This window comes from Brevundimonas sp. AVps7, from assembly GCF_058681545.1.
Genome location: NZ_CM178742.1, coordinates 2,271,599 through 2,297,663 on the forward strand (window position 1 = coordinate 2,271,599; position 26,065 = coordinate 2,297,663).

22 protein-coding genes and 1 tRNA gene are annotated in these 26,065 nt (G+C 68.1%); 14 read left to right on the top strand and 9 right to left on the bottom strand.

What is annotated here, in order from left to right:
- Positions 1-23 precede the first annotated feature (23 nt).
- Entirely contained in the window at positions 24-980 is a 957-nt protein-coding gene (locus ACW17Y_RS11320; RefSeq protein ID WP_492035803.1) for a flagellin, read from the bottom strand.
- Positions 980-3,100 (bottom strand): flagellar hook-associated protein FlgK, encoded by a 2,121-nt coding sequence (gene flgK, locus ACW17Y_RS11325; protein ID WP_492035804.1) that lies wholly within the window; start codon positions 3,098-3,100, stop codon positions 980-982. Before flgK ends, ACW17Y_RS11320 begins: the two co-directional genes overlap by 1 nt.
- A gap of 394 nt (positions 3,101-3,494) precedes the next feature.
- Between flgK and ACW17Y_RS11330 the strand changes: the two genes are divergently transcribed.
- From ACW17Y_RS11330 to ACW17Y_RS11355, 6 genes are all read left to right on the top strand, one after another.
- Positions 3,495-5,078: a flagellar hook-length control protein FliK gene (locus tag ACW17Y_RS11330; protein WP_492035805.1), complete on the top strand. Its 1,584-nt coding sequence runs from the start codon at positions 3,495-3,497 to the stop codon at positions 5,076-5,078.
- Positions 5,079-5,082: 4 nt separating this feature from the next.
- On the top strand, positions 5,083-5,835 hold the full coding sequence (locus ACW17Y_RS11335; protein WP_492035806.1) for a flagellar hook assembly protein FlgD: 753 nt from the start codon (positions 5,083-5,085) through the stop codon (positions 5,833-5,835).
- A gap of 12 nt (positions 5,836-5,847) precedes the next feature.
- Complete coding sequence (locus ACW17Y_RS11340) at positions 5,848-7,287, top strand: flagellar hook-basal body complex protein (RefSeq protein WP_492035807.1); 1,440 nt, start codon at positions 5,848-5,850, stop codon at positions 7,285-7,287.
- 173 nt (positions 7,288-7,460) lie between these two features.
- The gene (gene sciP, locus ACW17Y_RS11345) at positions 7,461-7,745 is read left to right on the top strand and encodes a CtrA inhibitor SciP (RefSeq protein WP_271085516.1); all 285 of its coding nucleotides are present in this window, start codon (positions 7,461-7,463) and stop codon (positions 7,743-7,745) included.
- Between the two features lie 99 nt (positions 7,746-7,844).
- Positions 7,845-9,074, top strand: a complete 1,230-nt coding sequence (gene mnmA, locus ACW17Y_RS11350; RefSeq protein ID WP_492035808.1) for a tRNA 2-thiouridine(34) synthase MnmA — start codon at positions 7,845-7,847, stop codon at positions 9,072-9,074.
- Positions 9,067-9,633, top strand: coding sequence for a hemerythrin domain-containing protein (locus ACW17Y_RS11355; RefSeq protein ID WP_492035809.1), 567 nt, complete (start codon positions 9,067-9,069; stop codon positions 9,631-9,633). The genes mnmA and ACW17Y_RS11355 overlap by 8 nt, the downstream gene beginning before the upstream one ends.
- A 3-nt stretch (positions 9,634-9,636) precedes the next feature.
- On the opposite strand, the gene ACW17Y_RS11360 is transcribed toward ACW17Y_RS11355, so the two are convergent.
- Positions 9,637-10,395: a glutathione S-transferase family protein gene (locus tag ACW17Y_RS11360; protein ID WP_492035810.1), complete on the bottom strand. Its 759-nt coding sequence runs from the start codon at positions 10,393-10,395 to the stop codon at positions 9,637-9,639.
- Positions 10,392-10,895, bottom strand: coding sequence for a winged helix-turn-helix transcriptional regulator (locus tag ACW17Y_RS11365; RefSeq protein WP_492035811.1), 504 nt, complete (start codon positions 10,893-10,895; stop codon positions 10,392-10,394). The genes ACW17Y_RS11360 and ACW17Y_RS11365 overlap by 4 nt, the downstream gene beginning before the upstream one ends.
- Positions 10,896-11,114: 219 nt before the next feature.
- Between ACW17Y_RS11365 and ACW17Y_RS11370 the strand changes: the two genes are divergently transcribed.
- From ACW17Y_RS11370 to ACW17Y_RS11380, 3 genes are all read left to right on the top strand, one after another.
- On the top strand, positions 11,115-11,978 hold the full coding sequence (locus tag ACW17Y_RS11370) for an acyl-CoA thioesterase (protein ID WP_492035812.1): 864 nt from the start codon (positions 11,115-11,117) through the stop codon (positions 11,976-11,978).
- A 490-nt stretch (positions 11,979-12,468) separates the two neighbouring features.
- Positions 12,469-13,578, top strand: coding sequence for a tRNA guanosine(34) transglycosylase Tgt (gene tgt / locus ACW17Y_RS11375; RefSeq protein ID WP_492035813.1), 1,110 nt, complete (start codon positions 12,469-12,471; stop codon positions 13,576-13,578).
- 2 nt (positions 13,579-13,580) lie between these two features.
- Positions 13,581-13,889 carry a hypothetical protein gene (locus ACW17Y_RS11380; protein WP_492035814.1) on the top strand — a complete coding sequence of 103 codons (309 nt, stop codon included), beginning with the start codon at positions 13,581-13,583 and terminating at the stop codon, positions 13,887-13,889.
- Here the strand turns inward: ACW17Y_RS11380 and ACW17Y_RS11385 are convergent.
- From ACW17Y_RS11385 to ACW17Y_RS11395, 3 genes are read right to left on the bottom strand one after another with little or no spacing between them, the layout of a single operon-like run.
- Positions 13,886-14,023, bottom strand: a complete 138-nt coding sequence (locus ACW17Y_RS11385; RefSeq protein WP_492035815.1) for a hypothetical protein — start codon at positions 14,021-14,023, stop codon at positions 13,886-13,888. The genes ACW17Y_RS11380 and ACW17Y_RS11385 overlap by 4 nt on opposite strands.
- A 49-nt stretch (positions 14,024-14,072) precedes the next feature.
- Positions 14,073-14,612: a hypothetical protein gene (locus tag ACW17Y_RS11390; RefSeq protein ID WP_492035816.1), complete on the bottom strand. Its 540-nt coding sequence runs from the start codon at positions 14,610-14,612 to the stop codon at positions 14,073-14,075.
- Between the two features lie 6 nt (positions 14,613-14,618).
- A complete protein-coding gene (locus ACW17Y_RS11395; protein WP_492035817.1) occupies positions 14,619-15,281 on the bottom strand; it encodes a hypothetical protein in 663 nt (220 codons plus the stop codon).
- Positions 15,282-15,450: 169 nt separating this feature from the next.
- Here ACW17Y_RS11395 and ACW17Y_RS11400 point away from each other — a divergent pair.
- Both ACW17Y_RS11400 and ACW17Y_RS11405 read left to right on the top strand, forming a co-directional pair.
- Positions 15,451-15,527, top strand: a tRNA-Lys gene (locus ACW17Y_RS11400).
- 91 nt (positions 15,528-15,618) lie between these two features.
- Entirely contained in the window at positions 15,619-16,686 is a 1,068-nt protein-coding gene (locus ACW17Y_RS11405; RefSeq protein WP_492035818.1) for a CaiB/BaiF CoA transferase family protein, read from the top strand.
- On the opposite strand, the gene ACW17Y_RS11410 is transcribed toward ACW17Y_RS11405, so the two are convergent.
- Entirely contained in the window at positions 16,683-18,422 is a 1,740-nt protein-coding gene (locus ACW17Y_RS11410) for an ATP-binding protein (protein WP_492035819.1), read from the bottom strand. The two genes, ACW17Y_RS11405 and ACW17Y_RS11410, sit on opposite strands and share 4 nt — an antisense overlap.
- A 157-nt stretch (positions 18,423-18,579) precedes the next feature.
- On the opposite strand from ACW17Y_RS11410, the gene ACW17Y_RS11415 reads away from it, so the two are divergent.
- The 3 genes from ACW17Y_RS11415 (at position 18,580) to ACW17Y_RS11425 (ending at position 24,988) form a co-directional block, all read left to right on the top strand.
- Positions 18,580-18,837 (top strand): hypothetical protein, encoded by a 258-nt coding sequence (locus ACW17Y_RS11415; protein WP_492035820.1) that lies wholly within the window; start codon positions 18,580-18,582, stop codon positions 18,835-18,837.
- Positions 18,838-19,001: 164 nt separating this feature from the next.
- Entirely contained in the window at positions 19,002-20,747 is a 1,746-nt protein-coding gene (locus ACW17Y_RS11420; RefSeq protein WP_492035821.1) for an autotransporter assembly complex protein TamA, read from the top strand.
- Entirely contained in the window at positions 20,744-24,988 is a 4,245-nt protein-coding gene (locus ACW17Y_RS11425; protein WP_492035822.1) for a translocation/assembly module TamB domain-containing protein, read from the top strand. Before ACW17Y_RS11420 ends, ACW17Y_RS11425 begins: the two co-directional genes overlap by 4 nt.
- On the opposite strand, the gene ACW17Y_RS11430 is transcribed toward ACW17Y_RS11425, so the two are convergent.
- Positions 24,985-25,503, bottom strand: a complete 519-nt coding sequence (locus ACW17Y_RS11430) for a hypothetical protein (RefSeq protein ID WP_492035823.1) — start codon at positions 25,501-25,503, stop codon at positions 24,985-24,987. The genes ACW17Y_RS11425 and ACW17Y_RS11430 overlap by 4 nt on opposite strands.
- Positions 25,504-26,065 lie beyond the last annotated feature (562 nt).

Genomic DNA, 26,065 nt, shown 5'->3' on the forward strand with positions numbered 1-26,065 from the left:
CGTGGAAGAGTCGGGACTCCGACTTATCTGAGGAAATTCAACAGCGACACTTCGCTGAGCTGCGCCACCACCTGGGCTGACGCCTGCACCGCGACCTGCGAGAGTTGCAGGTCCGTCACGGCCTTCAGCGGGTCAACGTCCGTGCGGCTCGACACCAGCTTCTCCAGCGACAGTTGCTGCGCCTCATGGCTGGTCTTGATCTGATCGAGCCGGTTGGCGAGGGAGCCGTTTTTCGCCGCCGCGTCGATCGTCGAGGTCGAGGCGCTGTCCAGCCGCTTGAGCTGGGCGGTCAGGAAGGTCTTCTGGGCCTCGGTCGGCTTGCCGGTCAGCGGCCCTGTCGCCGGATTGTCGTTGTAGGCCTTGATGTCGCGGAAGATCTGGAAAATGTGGCTCTTGGTGACCCCGTCCGCCTCGGTGAAGTTGAAACCGTCGGCCAGATAGCCCGTCTCGACCGAGGTGTTCTCCGCGATACGCGACACCTGTTTGATCTGGTCGTTGCCGAGGGTCGAGGCCACGGTCGGCGCAGCGGCCAGCTCGGTCAGGTTCGCCACCCCGACCGGCGCATTGGTCGTGTCGGCGCCGGCGAACAGATAGCCGCCCTGATGGCGATGATTCAGCCCGTTGGTCACTGTCTGGAACTGGCCTTCGAGGTCCAGCATCAGGGTCGCCATTGAATCCGAGGCCAGCACGCTGCCGATCGCCGCGCGCGCGGCGCCCAGCGCGTCTGCGACCTGGTTCATGGCCAGATCCTGGGCCTCCAGTCTCGCGGCCACGGCCTCGCCGGTATCGAGGAAACCCTGTACCCGCGCAGCGGCGCCCTTCAGCGCCGTGAGGGTCTCCGACCCACGGCCAAAGCCCTCCATGTCAGTAGCGTTCTTGCGCGTCTGGACCCGCTCGCCCGCTTCGTTCTGCGCCTGCTGCGCCTGCATCAGGTTCAGCAGCGCCGACTGATAGTTTCCGTTCGTCGAGACCCGGCTCATCAGATCATCCCCAGAAGCGTGTCGTACATGTCCTTGGCGGCCTGGATCATCCGGGCCGAGGCGTTGAAGGCCTGCTGATAGGTCGTCATCAGCACCAGCTCTTCATCCAGGTTGACGCCCTCATGGTTCTGCTGCCGCGCGTCGGCCTCGGTCGACAGGGCTTGGGCGCTCGCCTGACGGCTCTTGGCCGCCTGGGCCTTGCCGCCGATCTCGCCGGACAATTCGGACGCATAGCGCGACACCGACAGGTTCCCGCCCGGGCTGTCCCCCGCCGCCGAGAACCTCACCGTCTTCTGGCCCGCGTCCGCCAGGGTCAGCGCTCCGCGTCCGTCGCCCGAACTCAGCGCAGCGGTCCCCGCCCCAGCCGACAGGTTCAGTTGCGCCAGCGCCAATTTCGACGGGCTCTGCTGAATGTCGGTGCGCACCTTGAAGCCATCCGCGCGCGAGGCCCGCACGCCCCCGCCCAGCCCGAACAGTTCGGTGGCCGAAACGCCCGACGGGACCTGGGTCGTGGTGTCTTCCAGCACGCTCATTCGCGGCGCCGGATCGCCCAGCGGCGTGAACTTCATCTCGCCGGAGGCATCCAGGGCGAAGGAGCCATAGCGGCCGACGCCAGTCACGGTGCTGTTCAGTGCGGTCAGCAGATCGCCAACCGTACCGCCGGCCGGGACCGCCACCTGGATGTCGCGGATCCTGGCTCCGCTTGCGGCAGTGAAGCGGAAGCTCAGCGTCTCGCCGGCGGTGAAACCGTGGGCCGACGTCGCCGTCATGCCAAGGTCGTAGAGCGCGGGCCGCTCGCTCGATATCAGGTCGTTCATCCCGAAGTAGTGGGAGAAACCGCGCCCGGCCTTGGCGCCCGGCGTCGTGGCGCTGTCGGCGATGGCGACGCCGTTGGATCCGGCCGCCGTGATGCTCAGCTTGCCGCCGGTGAAGCTCGCCGTCGCCGCACCGCCCAGCGTCGTGTTCAGGCTGGCCAGGAAGTTGGCGATCGGCGTTGCCGGGCCGCCATTGATGGTGAAGGTCGATCCCGAAAAGACGATGTCCGCGCGCGTGGTGATCGCACCCGTCGTCGGATTCACAACCGCGATCGTTGTCCCGCCCGTGAACCCCGTCAGGGCGGTCGTCAGATCCTGCCCCACGTTCTTGCCGGTCAGGGTCGTGGGCGGCGGCACGGCAGAGTTGGCGTTGTGCGCCCGGTTCAGTTCGTCGGCGACGTGGGCGACCAGTTCGGCCAGCCGTTCCGCCGTCTGCGGCGCATCGACGTCGCGCAGTTCCAGCAGCCCCTTGATCTCACCGCTCTTCAGTCCGTCGGCGAAGGCGCGCTTGGTGCCGCCCGGCTCGGTGACCCAGATCTCGTTGAAGCTGGTCTCGGCATTGACCGTCCCCGCGCGATGATACTCCAGCGTCGCCGCACCTGCCCCGGCCAGCAGTATGCCGGCGCCGGTGCGGATCGACACCCCGCCGACCGACCGCTGCGACACCTGCACGTCCATAAGACTGGACAGTTCGTCGACCAGCCGCGCCTGTTGCGTCTGGGCGCCGGACGCGTCTCCGTTCAGGACCGTGGCCCGGGCGATGTCGACGTTCAGCGTCTCGATCTGCTGCAGCAGGCTGTTGGCCTTCTCGATGCCGCTCTGGATGCGGCCGTCGGCGTCCTCGCGTACAGCCTGGATCTGGCCTGAGACGCGGCCTGCCTCGTCGAAGATCGCCTGGGTCTTGAACAGGGCGTCCTGGCGTCGAGGCCCGGACACGGCATCCTCCGCCGCCACGGCGAAGGCCGAGAAGACGTCGTCAATCTGGGAGAAGAAGCCCGTGTCACCGCCCGGGTCGCCGAACAGCGACTGAATCCGGTCGTACAGTTCATAGCGCACGCCCTGGCGGCTGGCCTCGGCCCCGGCGCTGAGTGACGCGGCCTGCAGAAACCGGTCGGTGGCGATGCGCACGCGGGCCACCTCGACGCCGGAACCGACGCCCTGGGTCGTCAGCGAGACCTGGTCGGCGATCTTGCGGACGTAGCCGGGCGTGTTGACGTTCGACACATTGTCCGAAACCACGCGCAACTGCGTCTGGGCCGTCTGCAGACCCGAGTTGGCGATGTTCAGGATGGTGCTCAGGCTCATCCGATTAACCCTCCGCCCGGCAAGCCCTGCCCGGCAGGCTGCGCGTCTTGCCCAGCCATGCGCGTATACGGCGTGGGCAACACTTTGATTTTCTTGAACATCACTGGACGCGACTGGCTCATGATGATTCAGGTCGCAAACTGCGGGCCACGCGCCGGGGCCGCCGCCATGACCGCGAAAGGTCCTGGAAAGGCGCCGGGCAAAAAGCGACTTTTGCGCGGCAAGAAACGTCGCAATCACCATTCAGACGCTCGCCCAGTCTGACACGATTATCCAGTAACTACAGAGAGATGACCGCTTCGTCGGCGCCTGGCCCGACCCTTGCGACGGCCCATGCGAATGTTCCGGCGCAGCAGGCGCCCCCGTCCTCCAGTCGTGAATTGCCTGCCGCCGCATGTCCGCGCCCAGCCTCGCCATTCCAGCCGCGCCCCCCTTGGGTCACGCCTCCGCCCCGAAGCGCGGCGCCGCGACATCTGACGCCGACTTCGCCGCCATCCTGGACGAGACCGCTCCGGCCGAAACGCCCGCAACGACCGCGGTTCCTGCGAAACGCGGGACAGAAGCCCCAGCCGACGCAGCTCCGGCGCCTACGGAAGAGGGCTCTACGGAGGAGGTCGCTACGGAAGCCGCTGTTGACGCCGCGCCCGTCGCCATCCCCGTTCCTCTGACTGTCCCGACACCTCCGGCCGTCGCCGAGGTCACGACAGAAGCCTCCGTAGCCTCGCCCGTCGCTGACGAAGCGGTGCCCGCCCTGCCGGCCCCCGCGTCGCCGGACGCCGTCGAGGGGGTCGCCCCCGAGGCCTCGACCTTGGCGCCAGCAGCGGAGGCTGCGCCCACTCCGTCCGATGATCTCGTCGCTGCCCCGTCCCTCCCGGGCGGTGAGCCGGACGCAGCTGCAGCGCCAGGCTCCGGACACAGCGCGGCAGCGCCCGCTGCCGGCCAGACCCCTGACTCGGCCCCTGTTGCTGCTTCCGCTTCCGTGTCCATCGACCTGCCGGATCTCGCAGCTCTTCAGACGGAAAAGGCCAGGACCGCCGCGCCGGCTCCAGCATCGGCGCCCGCCGCGTCTCCGACTCCCGTCGCCTCTGCCGTGACGGCGCCGGCCGCGCGCCCTGCCAAACCCGTCGCCGACGCCCTGACCTCCGGGGAAGCAGTGCCGGCCGAAGACGCTCCGGTCGCCGCACCCCCCACAGCCGCGCCGCTCGAAGCGCGCGCCGCTCCGGTCGACGCGCCCCGCACCCGCGACGTAATCGATCGCGCCCAAGGCGTTCGGGTCGAAGCCCAGGGCACGCCGTCCTCTGATTCCGAAGCCTCTGCGGCGGCATCTGACGCTCCCGAGACCGCCGCCCCCAACGCCGCCGCCACCCCAACCGCCTCGGCCCGTCCCGCTCCGACCGCCGTCCCCGCCGCGGCCCCGATCCCCGTCAGCGCCAACGCCGCCGACGCCGCACCGCTCGCCACGACGGCCCAAACCACCGAGGCGCGGCCCGTCGAGACCCCCGTCTCCCTCGCCCTCTCCACCCTTTCTCGCGCCACCATCGAGACGACGGCCCAGATCGCCGCCCAGATCGTGCGCAAGCTGGAAAGCCGCTCGACCCGCTTCGAGATGGCCCTGACTCCGGAGGGCCTCGGCAACGTCGACGTCAGCCTCGACATCGACGCCGACGGCAAGCTCATCGCCAGGATGGCCTTCGACAGTCCTCTGGCCGCCACCGAGCTGCGCGGCCGGGCCGAGGAACTGCGCCGCCAGCTTCAGGACGCCGGGTTCACCGTTGCCGAGGACGCGCTTTCGTTCGCCGAGCGCGACGCTTCCTCCGGCCAACAGGGGGGCTCGGCCTTCGACCGCCACCCCGACGCCCGCAACGCCCGCGCCTTCGGCGCCGCCTCGCGGCTGGAGGCTGATGCCGACCGGCGGGTGACCCCATCCGCCTGGATCCCTCTCACCCTGACGCCCGACCGCGTCGATATGAAGGTCTGACCCCATGGTCGACGCGATCACCGCAACGGACGCGGCCACCCGCACCGCCGGCAGCCGGACCAGTCTGGTCTCCAACTTCGAGACCTTCCTGCAACTGCTGACCGCACAGCTGAAGAACCAGGATCCCCTGTCGCCGCTCGATTCCAACGAGTTCACGGCCCAGCTGACCCAGATGACGGGCGTCGAGCAGCAGTTGCTCACAAACGACCTGCTGACCAGCCTGCTGGCCGCCCAGCAGGGCGGCGGTCTGGGCGGCGCGTCCAACTACATCGGCAAGGACGCCACAGCGGCCTGGGCGGTCACCAAGCTCGACGAGGGATCGGCCACCTGGTCCTACGAACTCGGCGCCTCGGCCTCGGAAGCCAGGCTCGAAGTGCTGGACTCGACCGGCAAGGTCGTCTGGACCGGCCCCGCCCCGGACCGCACCACCGGAACCCACGATTTCGTCTGGAACGGCAAGACCACCGCCGGCGGCCAGCTGCCCGACGGCGGCGTCTATTCGCTGAAGATCACCGCCAAGAACGGTGCGGCCACAGTCGACTCCCAGGTTCTGACCCGGGGCCGCGTCACCGGCGTCGAGATGTACGACGGCGTCCCCTACCTCACCATCGGCAACTCGATCGTGCCCGTCTCCAGCGTCTTCGGACTGCAGGATCACGTCGCCGCTGCCACCACCACCGAAGCCGACGACGACAGCGAGGCCAGCCTCGCCTCCCGCATCGCCTCCGCCCTGAACCCCCTCAAGTTGCTTTCCTAAGGAGCCCACGCCGTGAGCATCAATTCCGCCCTTCTGGCCGGCGTGTCCGGTCTGACCGCAAACTCCGCCGCCCTGGCCGCGATCTCGCAGAACATCGCGAACGTGAACACCGTCGGCTACAAGCGCACCGCCGTTGACTTCTCGACCGTCGTCAACGCCCAGAACCAGGGCGCCGGCTACTCCGCTGGCGGCGTCCTCGGCGCCACCCGCAACTACATCTCCCAGGCCGGTCAACTTCAGCGCACGACCTCCTCGACCGACCTCGGCATCGCCGGCCAGGGCTTCTTCGTCGCGACGGAAAAGGCCGAGGGCCTGGACGCCGGCGACGCCCGCCTGTTCACCCGCGCCGGCGCTTTCCGCGTGGATAACTTTGGCTATCTGAAAAACACCGCCGGTCTTTATCTTCAGGGCTGGCCCGTGGACTCTGAGGGCGGCATCGTCCGCGACCCCTCGGATCTGAACAAGCTCAAGTCGATCAACGTCGGCTCCGTGGGCGGCACAGCCGAGGCCACAACCCGCGCCCAGCTGAACGCCAACCTGCAGTCTAGCCAGAAGGTCTCTCCCGATATCGCCACCTACAACGTGGCGACAAACTCGATGTCCATGTACGACGCCGAGGCTGGCACGGGCTTCAAGCCCGACTTCCAGATCACGGTCCCCGCCTCGGACTCCAAGGGTGGTCAGCGCACCATCGCCTATTCGTTCATCAAGACCGCCAACCCCAACGAATGGCGCGCCGAGGTTCACGTGATCCCGGCCAGCGACATCGAGAACGGCTCGACGCCTTCCAACGGCATCCTGAAGTCCGGCCTCGTCCTGTTCACCCAGGATGGCCGGCTGGACGTCGACGGCATGAAGGCCGCCGATATCGCGACCCCGGGCTCGATGCTGTTCGCCGACCCGTCCGTCGCCTCGATCACCTTGGGCGCCTCCGACCCGGCCACGACCGGCACGGCGATCGCCCCGCAATGGCGCGACTCCCTCGGCATCGACGACCAGACCATCACCTTCGACCTCTCGGCCTCGGCCGGCGGCCTGACCCAGTACGACTCGGACTCGATCGTCCAGGCCGTGACCACCAACGGCACGGCCTTCGGCAACCTGTCGAACATCGAGATCGACGACGAGGGCTATGTCACCGCCATCTTCGACAACGGCGTCACCCGTCGCGTCGCCCAGGTCGCCCTGGCCACCTTCACCAGCCCCGACAGCCTGGCCGTGGCCAACGCCAACGCCTACCGCGTCAGCCAGGGCTCCGGCACCTACAACCTCAAAGCCCCCGGCAGCGGCGGCGCCGGGTTGATCGGAGCCTCCCAGCTGGAGGCCTCCACCGTGGACCTGTCGCTGGAGTTCACCGGCCTGATCACCACCCAGCGCGCCTATTCCGCCTCGTCCAAGATCATCACCACTGCGGATGAGATGTTGGCCGAACTCATCAGCATCAAACGCTGATCTTCAGGTAACGCGGCGTTCAATTAGATGAAGACTTACTCAACATCTCGCCGAAACGGCGTTCGGGGACGGAACGGATTTTATCCATTCCTTCACCACGACGCTAAACCCGGCCTTAGCGGCGCCACGCTACCTTCACGATCAATTGGTGGTGGTGAATGAGGCAAAAGCCCATGTTGCAAGAGCGTCGAGTGAACAAGCAGGGCGAACAGTATGTCGTCGGTCCGACGGGCACCCCCCTGACGATGCGCGACCTGCCGCCCGAGAATACCGACCGCTGGGTCATCCGTCGCAAGGCGGAAGTCGTGGCGGCCGTGCGCGGCGGGCTGCTCAGCCTGGACGACGCGCTTCTTCGCTACCGTCTGACGGCCGAGGAGTTCCTCGCCTGGCAGAAGGCGATCGACAAATGGGGCATGCAGGGCCTGCGCACCACGCGGATCCAGAACTACCGCTCGTAAGCGTTACTCTCCCCGAACGAACAACGGCCGCGCCCGGCGACGGGGGCGGCCGTTGTCGTTTCGGCCTCCGGCCTCGAAATCGTCCCCCATAGCCTCTATATGCGCGCCATGACGTTGGCTGAGCCCATCTGCGCGATCCCCGACATCGCCCCCCTGTCGTCTCCGGCCGAGCTGGATGCGGCGGTCGAGAGCGCGCGTCTGGCGGTCGGCCTGCCCGTCGGCTCGCGCGTCGTCGCGGCCATGTCGGGCGGGGTGGACTCCACCGTCGTCGCGGCCCTGCTGCACAAGGCCGGCTACGATGTCGTCGGCGTCACGCTCCAGCTCTACGACCACGGCGCGGCGCTGAAGAAGAAGGGCGCCTGCTGCGCGGGCCAGGACATCCACGACGCCCGCCTCGCCGCCGAGATGCTGGGCATCCCCCACTATGTCCTCGACTACGAGAGCCGGTTCCGCGACGCCGTCATCGACCAGTTCGCCGACGACTATCTGCAAGGCCGCACGCCGGTCCCCTGCATCCGCTGCAATCAGACGGTCAAGTTCCGCGACCTGCTCGACGTCGCCCGCGACCTCGGCGCCGCCGCCATGGCCACCGGCCACTACGTCGGCCGCGCCGTCGCGACCGACGGCCGGACCCAGATGCGCAAGGCCATCGACCCCTCTCGCGACCAGTCCTATTTCCTGTTCGCCACCACGCGCGACCAGCTCGACTATCTGCGCTTCCCGCTGGCCGGTCTGGAAAAGCCCGCCGTGCGCGGCGTGGCCCAGTCGCTGGGTCTCAGGATCGCCTCCAAGCCCGACAGCCAGGACATCTGTTTCGTCCCGTCCGGCGACTACCGCACCCTGATCGACCGCCTGCGCCCGCAAGGCCGCGAGGCCGGAGAGATCGTGCACATGGACGGCCGGGTGCTCGGAGCCCACGCCGGCATCACCGACTACACCATCGGCCAGCGCCGCGGCCTCAACGTCGCCGTCGGCGAGCCCCTGTTCGTCACGAAGCTGGACCCGGAAAACCGCCGTGTCATCGTCGGCCCGCGCGAAGCCCTGCTGACCGCCTCCCTGACGCTGGACGAGACCAACTGGCTCGGCGACGAGGCCTCCATCGAAGCCGCCGCCGAAGCGAACGCCCCGGTGCTGGCCCGCGTCCGCTCGACCCGCCCGCCTTCGCCCGCCCGCCTGACGCTGACGGACGGCGCGATCTCGATCGTCTTCGAGACCGGCGAAGAAGGCGTCGCCCCGGGGCAGGCCTGCGCCCTCTACGACCCCGCCGATCCCGACCGCCTGCTGGGCGGCGGCTTCATCGCCTCGACGACGGCGGTCGTGGTTGTCTGACGACCTCCACACCCGTTCGGGCCTGCCCGAACAGTACCGCTACCTGCTCGCCGACCTCCCCCGCGACCGCTGGCACGGCCATGAGGTCGCCGCCATGGCCCGCTTCTGGCTCCAGATGCATTCGGGTTTCCGCCGCGAGGTTGCGTCCATGGACGCCCTGACGACCCAGTGGCGCGCGGGCTCTCTCGCCCTGCCCGACCTGCACCGCCGGCTGATCCCCGCGCTGCAGCAGTTCCTCCAGCACCTGGACGGTCACCACAACATCGAGACCCACCACTATTTCCCGACCATGCGTCAGGTGGAGCCCCGCATCGGCGCCGGTATCGATCTTCTGGACCGCGATCACGACGTCATCCACGGTCATCTGGAGACCCTGTTCCAGACCGGCCTGGCCTTCCATCAGGCCGTCGCCGGCAACGCGCCCCTCGCGAGCGACGCCGCCGCCCGCCTCGCCGACGCGCTGGATCAGGCCGGCCCTTCGTTGGGACGCCATCTGGAGGACGAGGAGGACATCGTGGTCCCCCTGATCACCCGGCACGCGGATCACTTCAAAGGCTGAAGTCTAGGTCGGCGACATCGGTCCGCGCATGGCCCGCCCGCCGTCGTGCGACCGGTCCGCCAGCACATAGCCATGCTCGGCCATCATCCCCGGCTGGTCCGCCACCTTGGTCGTCATGAAGGCCATCGCCACGTCGTTGAGTTTCTTCAGCGGCGTCTGCGTCTCGACCCGCCCCAGCCATCCGGCCAGGTTCGGCCAGCGCCCGGCGTCGACCTCGACACCCACCACCCGCGCGTTCAGGAAGGCCGGCGCCAGGCTGAAGTCCGCCAGTCCGGCCGCCTCCCCGAACAGGAAGCCGGTCTCCGGCATGACGGTCTCGAGGTAGTCGAAGGTCTCGGGGATCTCGACGGCCCTGGCCTTTTCGACCAGGTCCCGATCGATCTCTTCCTTGAGGATGCGCGGCTTGATCGCCAGCTGGAAGAACAGCTTCCACCCCAGCACGTCGAACAGACGCGTGTCGGCGTATTCCTCGATCCAGCGCGCCCTGGCCCGATCCTTCGGATCGGCCGGCAGGACCGACGGCTCGGGCCGCGTGTCCTCGATATATTGCGCGATGATACTGCTGTCGCACAGCGTCAGATCGCCCTCGATCCACACAGGGATGCGCCGCAACGGGCTGATCCTCGAAAACGTATCGTCGCCCCGGAACGGCGTGATCGGATCGATGGCGACCTCGATCCCCTTGACCGCGCAGATCGCCAGGATCTTGCGCACATAGGGCGAGACCGGATTGCCGATCAGGGTGACCGGCGGCGCGCTCACGCCGCGTCTTCCGTCGCGGCTTCCTTGGGCAGGATTTCAGCCACGGTCGGCCGGTTGGCGTGGAAATGGATCTCGGTGTCCCGCCGCTTCACGATTTCGCCGCAACAGTCGCAGGCCACCCGAGGCTTCAACTCGGCGCCGCAGGTCTTGTGGGTGAAGCTGACACCCGAATCCGCATCGCCGTACAGATGCTGCGAGCCCCAGCCGTGCATGACGATCAGCACGTCGGACAGCGCCAGGCCCTTGGGCGTCAGCACATACTCATTGCGCGGCGGCCGCTCTGAATAGAGCTTCGGCTCCAGCACCCCGTGCTGGACAAGGGTCTTCAACCGCGCCGCCAGGACGTTGCGCGCAACGCCCAGCCGCTCCTGCCACTGTTCGAACCGCTTCACGCCCTGGAAGGCGTCGCGAATAACCAGAAGCGTCCACGGATCGCCGATGACCTCCAGCGTCGCGGCGATGGAACAGCTCTGTTTTGAGTAGTCTGCGGTTCTTCCCATGCGAGGAAAGTGACCCTGCGTCAGCGGTTTGGCAAGAGGGTTGCCAAAAGGAACGCAGTAAGTCAGTCTTGTTTCGCTACGGACGTGCCGAGCAGCCCTCGCGGCGTTCCTGCATTCCCGACTTGCGGGCGGCGGCTTGTCCGCCGCCCGCTCTTTCCATCAGCAAGCTGCGGCGGCTCCGGCTTCCGCCCGGTCCTTTCGCGAGCTACGACCCCGCTCATGCCCGAACAGACGATCGCCGAAGCCCTGACCCTCACGCCCGGCGACGACGGCGTGCTCAGCGCCGACCTGCACGGCGACTTCTCCAACGGCCGGCTGAACGCCCCGCCGGAAACCGGATTTCCCTTCGGCGGCCTGATCGCGGCTCTGTGCGCCTCATCGATGCAGACCGGCCTCGGCATCGCCGCACCGCTGCGCAGCCTGTCGGTCCAGTACATGACCCCGGCCCGCTTCGGTCAGCCGATCCATTTCACGCCTCGCCTGCTGCGCGGCGGCCGCAGCGCCTCCTTCGCCCAGGTCGATGTCACCCAGAAGGACAAGGAGGGCCAGACCCGCCTGACCAACCACGCCAGCGCCACCTTCGGCGACGACGTCCCCGGCCCGGCCATGACCCCGCTCGCCGCCCCGCCCCCGCTGGAGGCGCTGAAGACCGGCCGTGATCTGGAGGGCCCGATGGCCCCGCGCTTCTCCCAGCACGTCGACTACCGGTTCGAGACCGGCCCCCACATCCTTCAACCGGTTCCGGGCCGCCCCGTCATCGAGCGCTGCTGGATGAAGATCCGCGACGGCGGCCCGCTAGACGCCGTCGGCCTCTGCTATCTTCTGGACGCCCTCTATCCGCCGGTCTGGACCGCCATCGACAAGCCGCTGGGAATGGCCACGGTCGACCTCCGCTATGACATCCTGACCGATCCGACGCCCGAACACTGTCCCGACGGCTGGGCCTTCTTCGAGTTCCGCATGCTCGACTTCGGCTCCGGCTGGACCGTCGACGAAGCCACCGTCTGGGCCGCCGACGGCACGCCGCTGGCGCTGGCGCGGCAGCGGCGGAAGCTGGCCCCGGTCAGGCCGGCGAGAGCCTGAGTTCAATCTCCCTCTCCCCTTGCGGGAGAGGGAGATCGCGCACGACGGCACAGCCGTCGTCCTGGCGCGATCGGGTGAGGGGTCACACCAGAACGACCAGCATGTCCTTGCCAAAGTCCACTCCGACCGCCGGCGTGACCCCTCATCCGTCAGCCTTCGGCTGCCACCTTCTCCCGCAAGGGGAGAAGGAAATCAGCCATACCCATCAACACATCCCCACAATCGCCCAACGATTTCAAAGCCCGGCCCTATCCAGAGCCTTTATCGCAGGCGCCCCTCAAAACCGTGCGACACTGCGCACGACTTTTCACAACCCTGCTCTCACGCCGCCCCGGATGTAGACTCTGTGGACTATGTGGACTCCAATTTCAGAGTCGCGCCGATCCGAACGCTTCGGACGCTTCGGACTGTGTTTTGCCGTCCGGCTCCCCCGCCTTCCCAAGGCCACGCCCCCGCTCTAAGACGCGCCTCCCCTCATTGAGACCCGCCCTTGCCCTTCCCGTTCGACATTTCCGCCACCGAAGGCCGCGCCCGCACCGGCGTGCTGAAGACCCCGCGCGGCGACATCCGCACCCCCGCCTTCATGCCGGTCGGTACGGCCGCGACGGTCAAGGCGATGACGGTCGAACAGGTGAAGGCCACCGGCGCCGACATCATCCTCGGCAACACCTACCACCTGATGCTCCGCCCCGGCCCCGAGCGGATGGAGCGTCTCGGCGGGCTTCATAAGTTCATGGGGTGGGACAGGCCGATCCTGACCGACTCGGGCGGCTTCCAGGTCATGTCCCTGGCCGGCATCTCGAAGGTGAAGGAAGACGCCGTCACCTTTTCCAGCCACATCGACGGCTCCAAACATGTCCTGTCGCCCGAGCGCTCGATCGAGATCCAGGCCGACCGCATCGGCGCCGACATCTCGATGCAGCTCGACCAGTGCGTGGCCTACCCGGCCGAGAAGGACGCGGCCCGCAAGGCGATGGAGCTCTCCATCCGCTGGGGCGCCCGTTCGAAGGCCGCCTTCGGCACGCGCGAGACCCAGGCCCTGTTCGGCATCCAGCAGGGCTCGACCTTCGAGGATTTGCGCCGCCAGTCGTCGGAACAGCTGCAGGAGATCGGCTTCGACGGCTACGCCATCGGCGGGCTTGCGGTGGGCGAGGGCCACACGGCCATGTGCGAGGTCCTCGACTACGCCCCCGACATGCTGCCCGCCGACCGTCCCCGCTATCTGATGGGCGTCGGCAAGCCGGTCGACCTGGTCGAGGCCGTGTATCGCGGCGTCGACATGTTCGACTGCGTCCTGCCCACCCGCGCCGGCCGCCACGGCCAGGCCTGGACCTGGGACGGACCGATGAACCTCAAGAACGCCCGCTTCGCCGAGGATCAGGATCCGCTGGACCCCACGATCGACGGCCCGTCCTCGACCTATTCAAAGGCCTATCTGCACCACCTGATCCGGGCCGACGAAATCCTCGGCAAGATCCTGCTCTCCTGGCACAACATCGCCTTCTTCCAGACCCTGACCGCCGCCATGCGCGACGCCATCCAGCATGGCCGCTTCGAACAGTTCCGCCGCGACTTTCACGCCCGACACACCTCGAACTGACCATGCGGATCGAGAAATCAGGCTTCCACGCCTACAACACCTACCTCGAGGAGCCGCCCCGCCCGGACGGCAACGAGACGGCGCTCCACCGCCACGTCATCATCATCGGCGGCGACAAATATTCCTTCTTCGCCCACTGGTCCGGCAAGTTCGCGCACAAGGGCGAGCGCATCTCCTTCGACTGGGACTGGGACCGGACCGGCGAGTTCCGCAACATCGACAAGCCGTCCTTCGAGGCTTTTGCGAAGGACGGCACGGTGCAGATCCGGGGCGACCGCAGCGAAAAGCGCCGCCCGACCTCCGGCCGCTAAATCCCGTCGGTGAACCCGATGATCATCCCGTCCATGAAGGCGCCGATCTCGTCGCCCAGAAGGGCGCGCACCGCGAACGCGATGATCAGGATCGTGGCGATCTGCTGGAAGCGGGACGGCTTGGTGCGGGACATGGCGCAACTCCAGGTTCTGGGATCACGCTCGCCGCTAGACAGCCCGCTGTCAACGCTGCGAGCGCCCCGTGGGCCGGAACCAGGCGGGCGAGGCCGGCGGCGAACAGTCAGCCCGCATACCCAGCCCCTTCAGGAAGGCCCGCCTCAGCCGCCCCGCCTCGACCGCGTCTTGAACCGTCTTCGAGCGCGCCTGGGCTCCGGTCAGCTGCCGAACCCAGCTGCGATAGGGGATGAAGTCCGTCGCCGCGTTCCGGATCGCGTCCAGCATGGCCTCGGCCAGGGCGTCCTGGGCCCGTTCGTTCAGGGTCGGGCTGTCCGGCGCGGGCGGCTCGTCCCGGTCCGGCCCCAGGGCCTCGTCCAGCCGCGCCACCTCGGCGCCGATGGTCGTGCACTGGCTGAGATTGCGCCGGTCATAGGGATTGGCCTGGGCCTGCAGCAGCACCGTCGGGATCTGGTCCCGCCGCACGTTCAGATCGACCAGCGGCTGGGTCGCCGCATCGCCGAATCCCGCCCCCACCTGCCGCGCGGCCGAACAGCCGGTCAGCAGGGCGAGCACCGAGATCGACAGGAGGACGCTACGCCACCGCACCAGACCCTAGCCCGCGTTCAGCGGCCGGATCGAGGCGGCCTCGAACGGCTGGATCTCGCTGCCGAAATTGACCCACAGCACCGTCGTCGGGTCACCGTTCAGCACATAGAAGACGTGATCGCCCGACATCTGCTCGCCCAGATCGCCGCACGGCGGCTCCATCGGCTCCGCGTCGCCCTCGCCGGAGGAGAAGGCATCCCATTGCGCCTTGACCGGAGCCGGCGGAACGAGGTGGTAGATGCCTTCGGCGGCACCGTCATAGGTCGGCCGCGCCAGCACGCACTGTGCCGTATGCGGCCCCGGCGACTTCGTCCGGGCATCGGCCAGAACGGATTCGATCGGCGCGTCAGCGGCCTTCCTGAACACGATGATGGCCGGGCTGCGCGACGTCTGGCCGTCGTAGGTCCCCTCCAGGGCGAAGCCCGGCAGGCTGGCGTCATAGACCATGTGCGTATTGCCCGCCTGCGGACAGGCATAGCTCCAGACCGACAGACCCGACCCTTGGGTCTCGCCCCAGGTGCAGTCGACGAAGGTCTCCTGCATCACCTGGCTGGGCTGCGGTGCGGCCTGGGCGACAGCCGGAGCGGCGACCGCCTTGCCCTCGGTCTGGTTGCAACCCGCAAGGCCGATGAGTGCGACAGAAGCCGCCATGAATCCGAAACCGCGCATGCCCGTCCATCCCCTTATGTTCGCTCACAATAGCGGTCACATGACGGGAGTCACGACGCCAAACGACATCATCAGAAAAGGAAGGCGGCCCACAGCCCTTGACCCGACCGGCGCGATGAACCAGAAGGCGCAACCGCGAAACGGCCCAGCCGTTCTGCGACCACGATGTGCGTCCTTAGCTCAGTTGGTTAGAGCATCTGACTTTTAATCAGAGGGTCCTCGGTTCGAGCCCGAGAGGACGTACCATCGTTTCTCCGCCCTCGACGGCGTGAGAAAGTCCCCGCCGCTTCCCCTGCGTGAACTCGACCGGGCTCTTGGCTGACGCTAGCAAGCGACAATGAAACCTCTTTCCGGCGTCCGTATCATCGAGTTCGACGGCCTGGGTCCAGTGACCTTCGCCGGCATGGTCCTGGCCGATCTGGGGGCCGACATTCTGCGCCTCCGCCGCGCCGAGGCCGGCTCTTTCGGCGACGTCGGCAACGACGTCATGCACCGCGCCCGCAACGCCGTCGTGGTCGACCTGAAGTCCCCCGCCGACCGCGACCGCGTCCTCGACCTGATCGCCAGCGCCGACGCCGTGATCGAGGGTTTCCGCCCCGGCGTGCTGGAACGCCTCGGCCTGGGGCCAGAGGATTGCGCCGCCCGCAACCCGAAACTCGTTTTCGGCCGCGTCACCGGCTGGGGCCAGACCGGTCCTCTGGCCCAGACGGTCGGCCACGACATCAACTATATCGGCCTGACCGGCGCGCTCCACGCCATGGGAGAGCCGGGTCGCCCGCCCTTCCCCCCGCTGAACCTTGTCGGCGACTACGGCGGCGGGGCGATGCTGCTGATCACGGGCGTGCTCGCCGCCGTCATCGAGGCCCGAACCACCGGCAAGGGCCGTGTCGTCGACGCCGCCATGACCGACGGCACGTCGCTTCTGTCGGCCCTGTTCTTCGCCATGACTGCGAGCGGCCACTGGTCCGGCGAGCGTGGCTCAAACCTGCTGGACGGCGCGGCGCCCTTCTATCGCTGCTATGCCTGCGCCGACGGGAAGTTCGTCGCGGTCGGGGCTCTGGAGCCGCGCTTCTACGCCGCCCTGCTGACCGGACTGGACCTCGAGCCCGACGAAGCGCCGCAGTTCCCGTTCAGCGGCTGGCTCACGCTCGAAGCCAGGTTCACGGAACTATTCGCCGGCCGCACCCGCGACGACTGGGCCGAGCATTTCGCCGGGACCGAAGCCTGCGTCACGCCCGTCCTGACCTTCGCCGAGGCCGCCGACCATCCGCACAGTCAGGCTCGCGGAACCATCTCAGGGTCTCCGCCCCAGCCCTCGCCGGCCCCCCGCTTCGACGGCCAGGTCGCGTCGATCGAGCCGGGAGGCGAGATCTCCCTGGAGAACGCCCTCGCCCGCTGGGCCTAGGCGACCCGGGCTTCGTCTTCGTCGATGGGCTCGGCGCAGGCCTCGGCCAGGGTGGCTGCCAGCAGCACCGGATCGATCGGCTTGGTCAGGAAAGCGTGCACCCCCGTCGCATCCCAGGCCGCGCGATGCACGTCCATGGCGTTGGCGGTCAAGGCGATCAGCGGCGTGCGCCGGTTGAGGCCACTGGCCCGAATCTGGGCCGAAGCCTCCAGTCCATCCATGACCGGCATCTGCATGTCCATCAGGATGGCGTCGAACCGTTGGGTCCTGGCCGCATCGACAGCCTCGGCCCCGTTTTCGACCAGCAGGATCGTGCACCCATGCGGCTCCAGCAGCAGCGACAGGATGCGCCGGTTCACGGCGTGATCGTCCGCAGCCAGGATAACCTTGCCCTGCAGCCCGGCTTGCGGCGCCGCCCGACGCCGGGTCTCGGCCGCCGGCTTGACCACAGGCTCCATCGGCAGGCTCAGCACGAAGGTCGAACCTTCGTCCTCGACGCTCTCGGCAGTCAGGCGCCCACCCATGATCTCGGCCAGCCGGCGGCTGATCGCCAGCCCGAGACCGGTGCCGCCGTATTTCCGCGTCGTGCCCGCGTCGACCTGTTCGAAGCTGTCGAAGATGCCCGCAAGCCGGTCCTTGGGAATGCCGACACCCGTATCGGCCACCGCGATGATCAAGCGATTGTCTTCCGCCCGCCAATCGACGGATACGGTGATTGCGCCTTCGTCCGTGAACTTCACAGCGTTCGACAGGAGGTTGAACAGCATCTGCTGCAGGCGCAGCGGATCGGTCCGCACGCAATCGGGCACGCCGGGATCGATCTCGATCTTCAGACGGACGCCATTGGCCTCGGCCTTCGGACCCCAGAGCCGGCCGAGCGAGCCCAGCTTTTCGCGCAGGTCCATCACCGAGGATTCAAGGGTCATCTTGCCCGCCTCTATCTTCGACAGGTCGAGCACGTCGTTCAGCAGACCCACCAGCACGTCGCCGCCATCCAGCAGCATCGACACATGCTCGCGCTGCTCACGGTCCAGTCGCGTCCTGCGCAACAGGTTGGCCGCCGAGATGACAGCGTTCATGGGCGTGCGTATCTCGTGGCTGATAACGGCCAGGAAGTCGGACTTGGCGGCGCTCGCCACCTCGGCCTTCTGTCGTTCGAGCCGGGCCTCGGCGTTCGCTCTCTGCAAGGCCGTCGTGGTCATCGAACTCTGCCGCACCGCGACCACCAGGTGCGTCATGTACAGAATCCCGCCCAGCGAGATCAGCATCTCTTCCGGCTTGCCGTCGACGATCGCGCCGACGATGGGCATGCCGAGGAAGTACAGGCTGTGCGGGATGACCGCCGCGAACAGCAGCGGCCGGACGTGGTGCATATGCAGGCTGACGTGCAGCAAGCCGCCGGCCACCTGCACCATGGCGAACAACCGCCCCGCGTCTCCGCCCGCTCCCCAAAGATAGGCGGCGATGCCGGAATAGACGATCACATTGACCGAAGCCGTGGTGCAGAGGGCCACCTTGTAACCGGTAGACGGCTCAACCTCGGGGCGCTTGCGCAGGGGCCTGAACACGATCCAGTCCAACGCCTGGCTCGCGACCACTGCCCCAAACCACACGGCCGGCCAGAACGTGTGCGTCAGGAACCACGCGGTTACGGCGATGAACGCCGCCAGGCCGATCCGCGTCCTCAATTCGCGGAACCGCACCTGGGCGATCATGGCATAGCCGTTCGCCGTCATTCTTTAGCCCTCTCCCGTTAAGCTGAGTGTCGCGCCAATAGACGAAGGATTGGTTGCCAGAACGCTGTTGATCCAGCGTGACCGGGAACGTGGGACAAGCTATGGAACAGGCCTGTTCACGGCGCGTTTTCACGCCGCACTCCGGGGGAGATTTGAAATGAAGCGTTTGATGTTGCTCGCGGCCCTGGGCGCCGCCGGTCTGGCTGTCGCCGGCTGCGAAGACCCCGCGTCCCAACAGGCCGAGACAGCACCGCCGCATATCGAGGCGCCCGTCGCGCCCGCAGCGACCGATCAGGGCGTGGCCGCCGCAGATACGACGGCCCCAACGGACGTGCCGCCCACCTCGACCCTGCCGCCGGAACAGCGCTCCTCCGAAGAGACGGTCAAGCCAGAGAGCGAAACCCTGTTCTATTGATCGGCCGCAAGGTCGTCCCGATTCGCTGCTTGAGGGGGGGCCTCTGGCGAGACTGTTCCGGTCGGGAGCAGGTCGCCGATCAGGGTTGCATATTGACGTCGAGGTCCTCTCCTTTCCACCGCATCTCCGCCGCGCTCGTCGCGGCGGTGCTTGGCTTGGGCGCAGTGAGCGTCGCGGGTGCGGCCGCCGCTGATCCGCGCGCCCAGATCCGCGGCGACCTCGACGCCGAACTGCGCGCGGCCTTGATCCGCGCCATCGGCGAAACCGACGGACCGCCCACCAACGGCTTCGACGCCCGCAGACGGGCTCGAGCCGCCATGGCCTCGGCCGAGGCCTTGTTGCGATCTGAAGGCTACTATCAGCCGATCCTCGCGGACGTCGTCGAGGGCGAGGAGAGCCCGGTCGCGATTGTCGAGATCGCCCCGGGTCCACGTTTCGTGCTCTCCGAGCCCGTGATCCGCTGGGTCGCCTCCGAGCCTGAGCCCGAGGTCATTCGCACTGCACAGGCCGAGATTGAACTGGAGCCCGGCGATCCGGGGCGAGCCGCCGACGTCATCGCGGGCGAGGGCCGGATCATCGCCAGCTTGACGCGCGAAGGTTATCCCGATGCCGCGACCGAGCCGCGCCGCGTGGTCGTTGACCATGCGGCGATGACTGTCGCCCCGACCTTCAACATCAACTCCGGCCCTCTGGTTCGTCTCGACGGCGTGCGGGTGGAGACCCGTGGGCCGACGAACCCCGATTGGGTCACGGGCCTTGCCCCCTGGGACGAGGGACAGCGCTACGATCCAGAACTGGTCGCCGAGCTGGAGCGCCGGCTGTTGGAGACCGGCGTCTATGACGGGGTCGCGGTGGCCCTGACGGCGGCGGACCAGTCGACGCTGTCAGGCAACCGTCCGGTCGTCGTCACCCTGACTGACCGGCCGCGCCGCATCCTGGAGGCCGGCGCAACCTTCTCGACCGCCGATGGCTCAGGCGTCGAGGGATTGTGGACCTGGTACAATCGCTTCGGCCGGGCCGACACCCTGCGGTTCCAGGCCCGGATCGCCAATATCGACAGCCGCATCGGCGCGGACCTCAGCCTGCCGCACTGGCGCACGCCCGGCGAGACCCTGGCCCTGTCCGCCGCCCTGGTGAACGAAGACACGGACGCCTATCGCCGGACCGCCGCCGTCCTGTCCGCCGACCTTCGCCAGCGGATCGGCAAGACCTCGTACTACAGCTACGGCGTCGGTCTGGACGCCGGCCGTTACAGCGAGAACCGGTTCGATCCGGTCACCCAGGCGCCGATCAGCTTCGATCGCGATCTCGCCATCCTGACCGCGCGGGGCAGCGCCTATATCGATCAGTCCAACGACCCGTTGAATCCGACCACCGGCTGGCGGATGACCCTGAACGTTCAGCCCACCGCCGTGGCCGGCGAGGACACCATCCTGTTCCTGCGCACCGAGGCCCAGGCCACCGCCTACATGCCGGTGCAGGACAACGCCCGCACCGTGCTGGCCGGCCGCATGCGACTGGGTTCGATTATCGGCGGCAGTGAGCTCAGCGTCCCTTCGGATCGCCTGTTCTACTCCGGCGGCGGCGGGTCCGTGCGCGGTTACGAATACCAGGGCGTCGGTCCGCGTCTGCCCGACAATACGCCGCGCGGCGGCATCTCCCTGTTCGAGGTCTCGGCCGAGGTCCGTCACGACGTGGGCAAGGGTTTCGGCGTCGTCGGCTTCGTTGACGCCGGTGCGATCGGTTTCGACGAGACGCCCGATTTCTCGAACCTGCGCTACGCCGTCGGCATCGGCGCCCGCTACAATCTGTCCTTCGGCCCGATCCGCGCCGACATCGCCTTCCCGCTGGACAAGCGCGAGGGCGACGCGGGCTTCCAGGTCTATGTCAGCATCGGTCAGGCGTTTTGACCGAGCTCAACCCCGACGCGCATGAAACGGTGGAAACCCCGGCCAAGGCAGAGAAGCGCCGGCGTACCCGGCTGCAGGCCATCGCATTCTTCGGCGGGTTCGCCCTGATCGGCCTGCTCGTCCTGACCCTGATCCTGGCCTTCGGCGGCCGGATGTATCTGGTCTCCGGTCCGGGTCGAGACCTGGTCACCAGCTTCGTCGCCGGAAAGAAAATCAGCCGCTATGGCCGCATCAACGTCGAAGGTCTGCAGGGCGATCTGTTCGACGACTTCACCCTGCGTCGCGTTACGATCACCGACGAAAAGGGCGTTTGGCTGGAGGCCCGGGACGTCCGCGTGGACTGGAGCTACTGGCCGCTGGTCACCCGCCGCTTCCACGCCACGGACATCACCGCGAAGTCGATCCGGCTGTTGCGACGCCCCGAGCTCGATCCACCGGACGGACGGCCGCCGCAGCCGATGCCGATCAGTATCGACATCGACAGATTCACCGCCGACATCGAGTTGCTGGAAGGCTTCTCGCAGGAGTACGGCCGCTGGCGGCTGACCGGCGACGCCCTGGTTCCCCGCAATGGAGACAAGGTCGCCAACGTCGCCGCCTACAGCCTGAACCGACCGGGTGACTTCCTGCGGGTGGCCGCCACGCTCGGCGCCAAGCCCGAGGATCTGCGCCTGAACCTGCGAGCCAGCGAGGCCCAGGGCGGTCCTCTCGCGGGATCGCTGGGCTATTCTCCGGACCAGCCCTTCTTCGCCTCGGCCCTGGTCAATGGCGACATCGTCAACGCCACGGTGCGGACCGGCGACTTCACGCCCCTGACGGTTCGCGGCCGCTACGGCGCCGAAGGCTCGCGCATTTCGGGCTATTTTGATTTCAGCGGATCGGATCTGCTTGAGCCGTTCGTCCAACGCATCGGCCGCACCGCCCGGTTCGGCTTCGCCTCCGTGCCGGACGCGAATGACGAGACGGTCCAGGGCATGGCCTGGCGGCTGACGGCGGAGAACCTGCAATCCAGCGCCCAGGGGATGATCCATCTGGACGATCGCAGCGCGCCGGACGGGGTGGCCCTGACGGTTTCGACCGGATCGGTCACCCGGCTGGTCGGGACGACGAGCGGCGGTGCGGCGACTTATTCCGGCGTGTTCACAGGCGATGCGGCGCGCTGGAAGCTCGACGGAGATATCCGGATGGCGAACGCCGACATCGCCAGCTACGCGGCCCAGACGATCGCGGGTCCCCTCGATATTTCCGCCGACAACGGGCGTATCGGACTGACGGGCGACCTCGCCGTGGCGGGGGGCCGCAGCCAGGGCATCGTCGGCGCGCTTCTGGGCGCCGCGCCGCGCCTGTCCTTCGAGGCGGCCCGGCTCGCCGACGGCGCCATCCTGCTGCAGAAGGTCGATGTGCGAGGGCAGGCCCTGACCGTCACCGGTTCGGGCGGGCGCGGCCTGACCGGCGGTCTGGGCTTCCGGGGCCGGGCCGACATCACCGACGTCAGCCGCATCCGGCCCGGCGCACGGGGGACTTTCGGCGGACCGATCCAGGCCTCTTCGGCCCGCAGCGGCGCACCCTGGATCCTGACCTTTGACGGTCGCGGCGGTCGCCTCACCACCGGCATGGCCGAGCTGGATCGACTGCTCGGCGCCACGCCCCGGCTGCAACTGGCGGGCAATCTCGACGACGGCCGGATCGCCGTCGAACAGGGCGTCCTGACCGGCGCGGCCGGCACCGCCTCGGCGCGCGGTCTGATCGAGCCGCAGGGGCGGATGCGTCTGGCCCTGAACTGGAATGCGCAGGGACCGTTCGGCGTCGGGCCCGTGGCCATCGACGGGGCGATGACGGGCGACGGCGCCCTGACCGGGACCCTGGCCGAACCCCGCGTCGATCTGACGGCGGCCTTCGGCAGCATCGCCGCCGGTCCCCTGACCCTGACCGACGCCGATCTGGTGCTGAGTTTCCGCAAGGGCGCGGACGCCTCGGACGGGCGGATCGTCATGACGGCCGGATCGAACTACGGACCGGCCAGAGCGGCCGGGAACTTCTTCCTCGGCGGCAATCGCATCCGCCTGACCGAGGTCGATCTGAACGCCGGGGGCGTGACGGCGCAGGGGGCCATCGCCCTGGCCAACAACACGCCGTCGAGCGCCGACCTGACCTTCACGGCCCGCCCCGGCGCCTTCCTCGCCTCGGGTACGGCGGACGGCCGGATTCGCCTGACCGAGGGGGCGGGCGACGACACCGCAATTCTCGACGTGACCGGCTCCAATGTCCGTCTGGCGGGTTCGACCTATGTGATCCGGTCGCTTGAACTGGACGGGCGAGGCACGCTCGATCGCCTGCCCTTCACCCTGAAGGCCGACGTCGGTGGCGGCACGCCCGTCTCGTTCGACGGGTCTGGCGTCTATTCGCGACAGGGCGAGGCGCAGAGCATCACGCTGAGCGGAGCGGGAGAGGTGCGGGATGTCGCCTTCTCGACGCGCAATCCCGCTGTTGTCGCCCTGGCCGGAGACGGCCGCGTGGCCCGGGTCGACCTCTCGATCGGGGGCGGCGTCCTGCTCGGCGAGATGCGCCAGGACTCGGACGCCGCCGTGATCCAGGCCGACCTGACCAGCGTCGAGCTGGGCTCCATCGCGCCGGACCTGCGGGGGCGGGTCACGGGCCGGATTTCCCTGCGTGGTTCTGGCGACGATCTGTCGGGATCGGCCAACGTCAACCTGGCCCAGCTGCGCAGCGTGGATGCGCCCCGGGGCCTCTCGGTCGATGGGGCGGTCACCGCGACCCTGGTCAACGACACGCTGCGCATCCAGGCCAATGCGGCCGGGACCGACGCAGTGCGGGCCACTGCCGATGTGACCTTGCCGGTCGAGTCCTCGGCCGCACCGCTGCGTCTGGCCATTGCGAGGACCCGGACCATGTCCGGCCAGGTCGAGGTGCAGGGCCAGATCCAGCCGATCTGGGACGTCTTCTTCGGCGGCGAACGCACACTGGCCGGTCAGGTCGATGGCTCGGCGACCCTGGGCGGAACGCTGGCGGCGCCCCTGATCAACGGGCGGCTGAACCTGCAGAACGGCCGTTTCCGCGACAACGGCATCGGCCTGACGCTCGACGGCGTCACCCTGGCGAGCCGGTTTGACGACACGACGGCCCTGATCCAGACCTTCAGGGCCAACGACAGCGCCGGGGGGACGGTCTCGGGCGATGGTCGCATCGGCCTGCGGGAGGGGTCGGGCTCCAACTTCGAACTGAACCTGACCCGCTTCAAGATCATCGACAACGAGATCGCCGAAGGCCGCGCCTCCGGGCCCCTGACGGTGGTGCGGGCCGCAGACGGCAACATCACCCTGGCGGGCGAGATCAACATCGACGAGGCCCGGATCGAGGCCAATCCGCCGGGCTCCAACGGCATCGTCGGCATGGATGTGGTCGAGATCAACCGTCCCGGCGGCGATCCGGTCGAGGCCGCGGACGGTCCCAGCCGGGGCCCCCAGATCGGCATGGACATCCGCCTGCGTTCGCGTGGCGGCAATGTCCGGGTGGCAGGGCGAGGGCTGAACGTCGTGCTCAGCGTCAACGCCCGGGTGCGCGGCACCGTCTCCCAGCCGGTACTGACCGGCGGCGCCGCCGTCGTGCGCGGCGACTATGAGTTCGCGGGCAAGCGGTTCGTCTTCGACGACCGTGGCTCGGTCTCCCTGTCCACCGATCCGGCGCGCATCCGGCTGAACCTGTCGGCGGTGCGCGAGGACCCGGCCCTGACCGCGACCATCCGGGTCACCGGCACGGCGGCGCGGCCCGAAATCCTGCTGACCTCGGCCCCTGCCCTGCCCCAGGACGAGATCCTGTCGCAGGTCCTGTTCGGCCGTTCGGCGTCGCAGCTGTCGCCGTTCGAGGCGGCCCAGCTGGCGGCCGGGGTCGCCTCCCTGGCGGGCGGCGGCGGGTTCGATGTGATCGGAAATCTGCGTGAACTGGCCGGGCTGGACCGGCTGTCGTTCGGCGGGGAGGCCTCGGCCCTGACGGTGGCGGGCGGCCGCTACATCACCGACGACGTCTATCTGGAGATCATCGGCGGCGGCGAGGGCGGGGCGGCGGTCAATGTCGAGTGGCAGGTGCGTCGCAACGTGGCGATCAGCTCCCAGTTCGGCGGCCAGGGCGACGCCACCCTGTCGATCCGCTGGCGCCGCCAGTCCCGCGTCCCGGGAACCGGAGCGCAGGACCGACGGCCCAACAGTTCAGCAGGCGCCGATTAGCGCGACTGCTCCATCTGGATCCGGTCCAGCTGCTTGATGCCCTTCAGGCCGGTGACGTGAAGGACGAGCTGGACGACCATGATTACAACCGACAGCGCGATCTGCCACATGGGCGTTACGGGCACGTTCGGCATGGAAGCGGTCATCAGCGGCGAGGCCACGCTCATGGCGATGCCGAGGGCGATCAGGACGATGAACAGGATGGCGATAAACTTGCCCGGATTGCGCCACTGAACGACGCCGAGGATCAGCTGGATCGCAACCATTCCGCCAGCCATCCAGAGACCGGCCTGAAGCGACGCATCGGCCATGGCCGCCGCAGCCGGATCCCCCTGGGAGGCGGTCGCGAGCGCGTCATTCATCGCCCCCGGATTGGCGATGGTCCAGGCCAGGCTGACCAGGCCGACGACGACGCCGATGAAGATCGAGATCGCGCTGGCCTTGGCCGCACGTTCGGCCTCCGCCTCCGTGGTCACCGGGCTCGCGGGGTTCATCGCTTTCAGCCAGTTGCTCATGTGTCTTTCCTCCAAAATGACAAGCACGTTTTACACGGTGACGACGGCCGGTGCAATATCGTTCAGCCTTCTCCCTCCCCTGGGCGGAGGAAGAAGGCTGGGCAGCCGTCATCGCTCTTCCGCTGTGAACGGGTGGGGAAGTGGACGGAGCCTGGGCGGTCGCCCGGAACCGATATGGCCCCCTGCTTTCGCGTTACGGGGACCGGATGAGAATTTTCGGCTCGCGCCGGGGCTCCGTCGCGACCGGTTCACGCGAGCGGCCGGTGACGGGCTTCGTGCAGCCTGTGAGGTTTTCGTCGTTTTCGACCCCCACGCTTTGCGCCGCTTAAACCCTGTCCGACCTCGGCCCGCGACGGGCGGAGGGTGTCAGGCCCCTCCGGGCTCCACGGTTTGTCACCCCATGGACAGTCCTGAATCAGCGCCGGTTCGTGCCTCCGCAGATCCAGGTTCAACGCCAGATCAGGGTCCTCGGCCGCGCGCAGCGATACAGTTTCCCGCTCGATCGCGCCCCGCCGCACGTCCGGGTCCTGGGCCCAGGACGCCTTCCCCATGCGACGGGACG

Bases quoted from the DNA above. Each gene is read 5' to 3' on its own strand.
- ACW17Y_RS11320 (WP_492035803.1), bottom strand. From the start codon at position 980: ATGAGCCGGGTCTCGACGAACGGAAACTATCAGTCGGCGCTGCTGAAC.
- flgK (WP_492035804.1), bottom strand. From the start codon at position 3,100: ATGAGCCTGAGCACCATCCTGAACATCGCCAACTCGGGTCTGCAGACG.
- ACW17Y_RS11330 (WP_492035805.1), top strand. From the start codon at position 3,495: ATGTCCGCGCCCAGCCTCGCCATTCCAGCCGCGCCCCCCTTGGGTCAC.
- ACW17Y_RS11335 (WP_492035806.1), top strand. From the start codon at position 5,083: ATGGTCGACGCGATCACCGCAACGGACGCGGCCACCCGCACCGCCGGC.
- sciP (WP_271085516.1), top strand. From the start codon at position 7,461: ATGTTGCAAGAGCGTCGAGTGAACAAGCAGGGCGAACAGTATGTCGTC.
- mnmA (WP_492035808.1), top strand. From the start codon at position 7,845: ATGCGCGCCATGACGTTGGCTGAGCCCATCTGCGCGATCCCCGACATC.
- ACW17Y_RS11365 (WP_492035811.1), bottom strand. From the start codon at position 10,895: ATGGGAAGAACCGCAGACTACTCAAAACAGAGCTGTTCCATCGCCGCG.
- ACW17Y_RS11370 (WP_492035812.1), top strand. From the start codon at position 11,115: ATGCCCGAACAGACGATCGCCGAAGCCCTGACCCTCACGCCCGGCGAC.
- ACW17Y_RS11380 (WP_492035814.1), top strand. From the start codon at position 13,581: ATGCGGATCGAGAAATCAGGCTTCCACGCCTACAACACCTACCTCGAG.
- ACW17Y_RS11385 (WP_492035815.1), bottom strand. From the start codon at position 14,023: ATGTCCCGCACCAAGCCGTCCCGCTTCCAGCAGATCGCCACGATCCTG.
- ACW17Y_RS11395 (WP_492035817.1), bottom strand. From the start codon at position 15,281: ATGCGCGGTTTCGGATTCATGGCGGCTTCTGTCGCACTCATCGGCCTT.
- ACW17Y_RS11405 (WP_492035818.1), top strand. From the start codon at position 15,619: ATGAAACCTCTTTCCGGCGTCCGTATCATCGAGTTCGACGGCCTGGGT.
- ACW17Y_RS11410 (WP_492035819.1), bottom strand. From the start codon at position 18,422: ATGACGGCGAACGGCTATGCCATGATCGCCCAGGTGCGGTTCCGCGAA.
- ACW17Y_RS11415 (WP_492035820.1), top strand. From the start codon at position 18,580: ATGAAGCGTTTGATGTTGCTCGCGGCCCTGGGCGCCGCCGGTCTGGCT.
- ACW17Y_RS11430 (WP_492035823.1), bottom strand. From the start codon at position 25,503: ATGAGCAACTGGCTGAAAGCGATGAACCCCGCGAGCCCGGTGACCACG.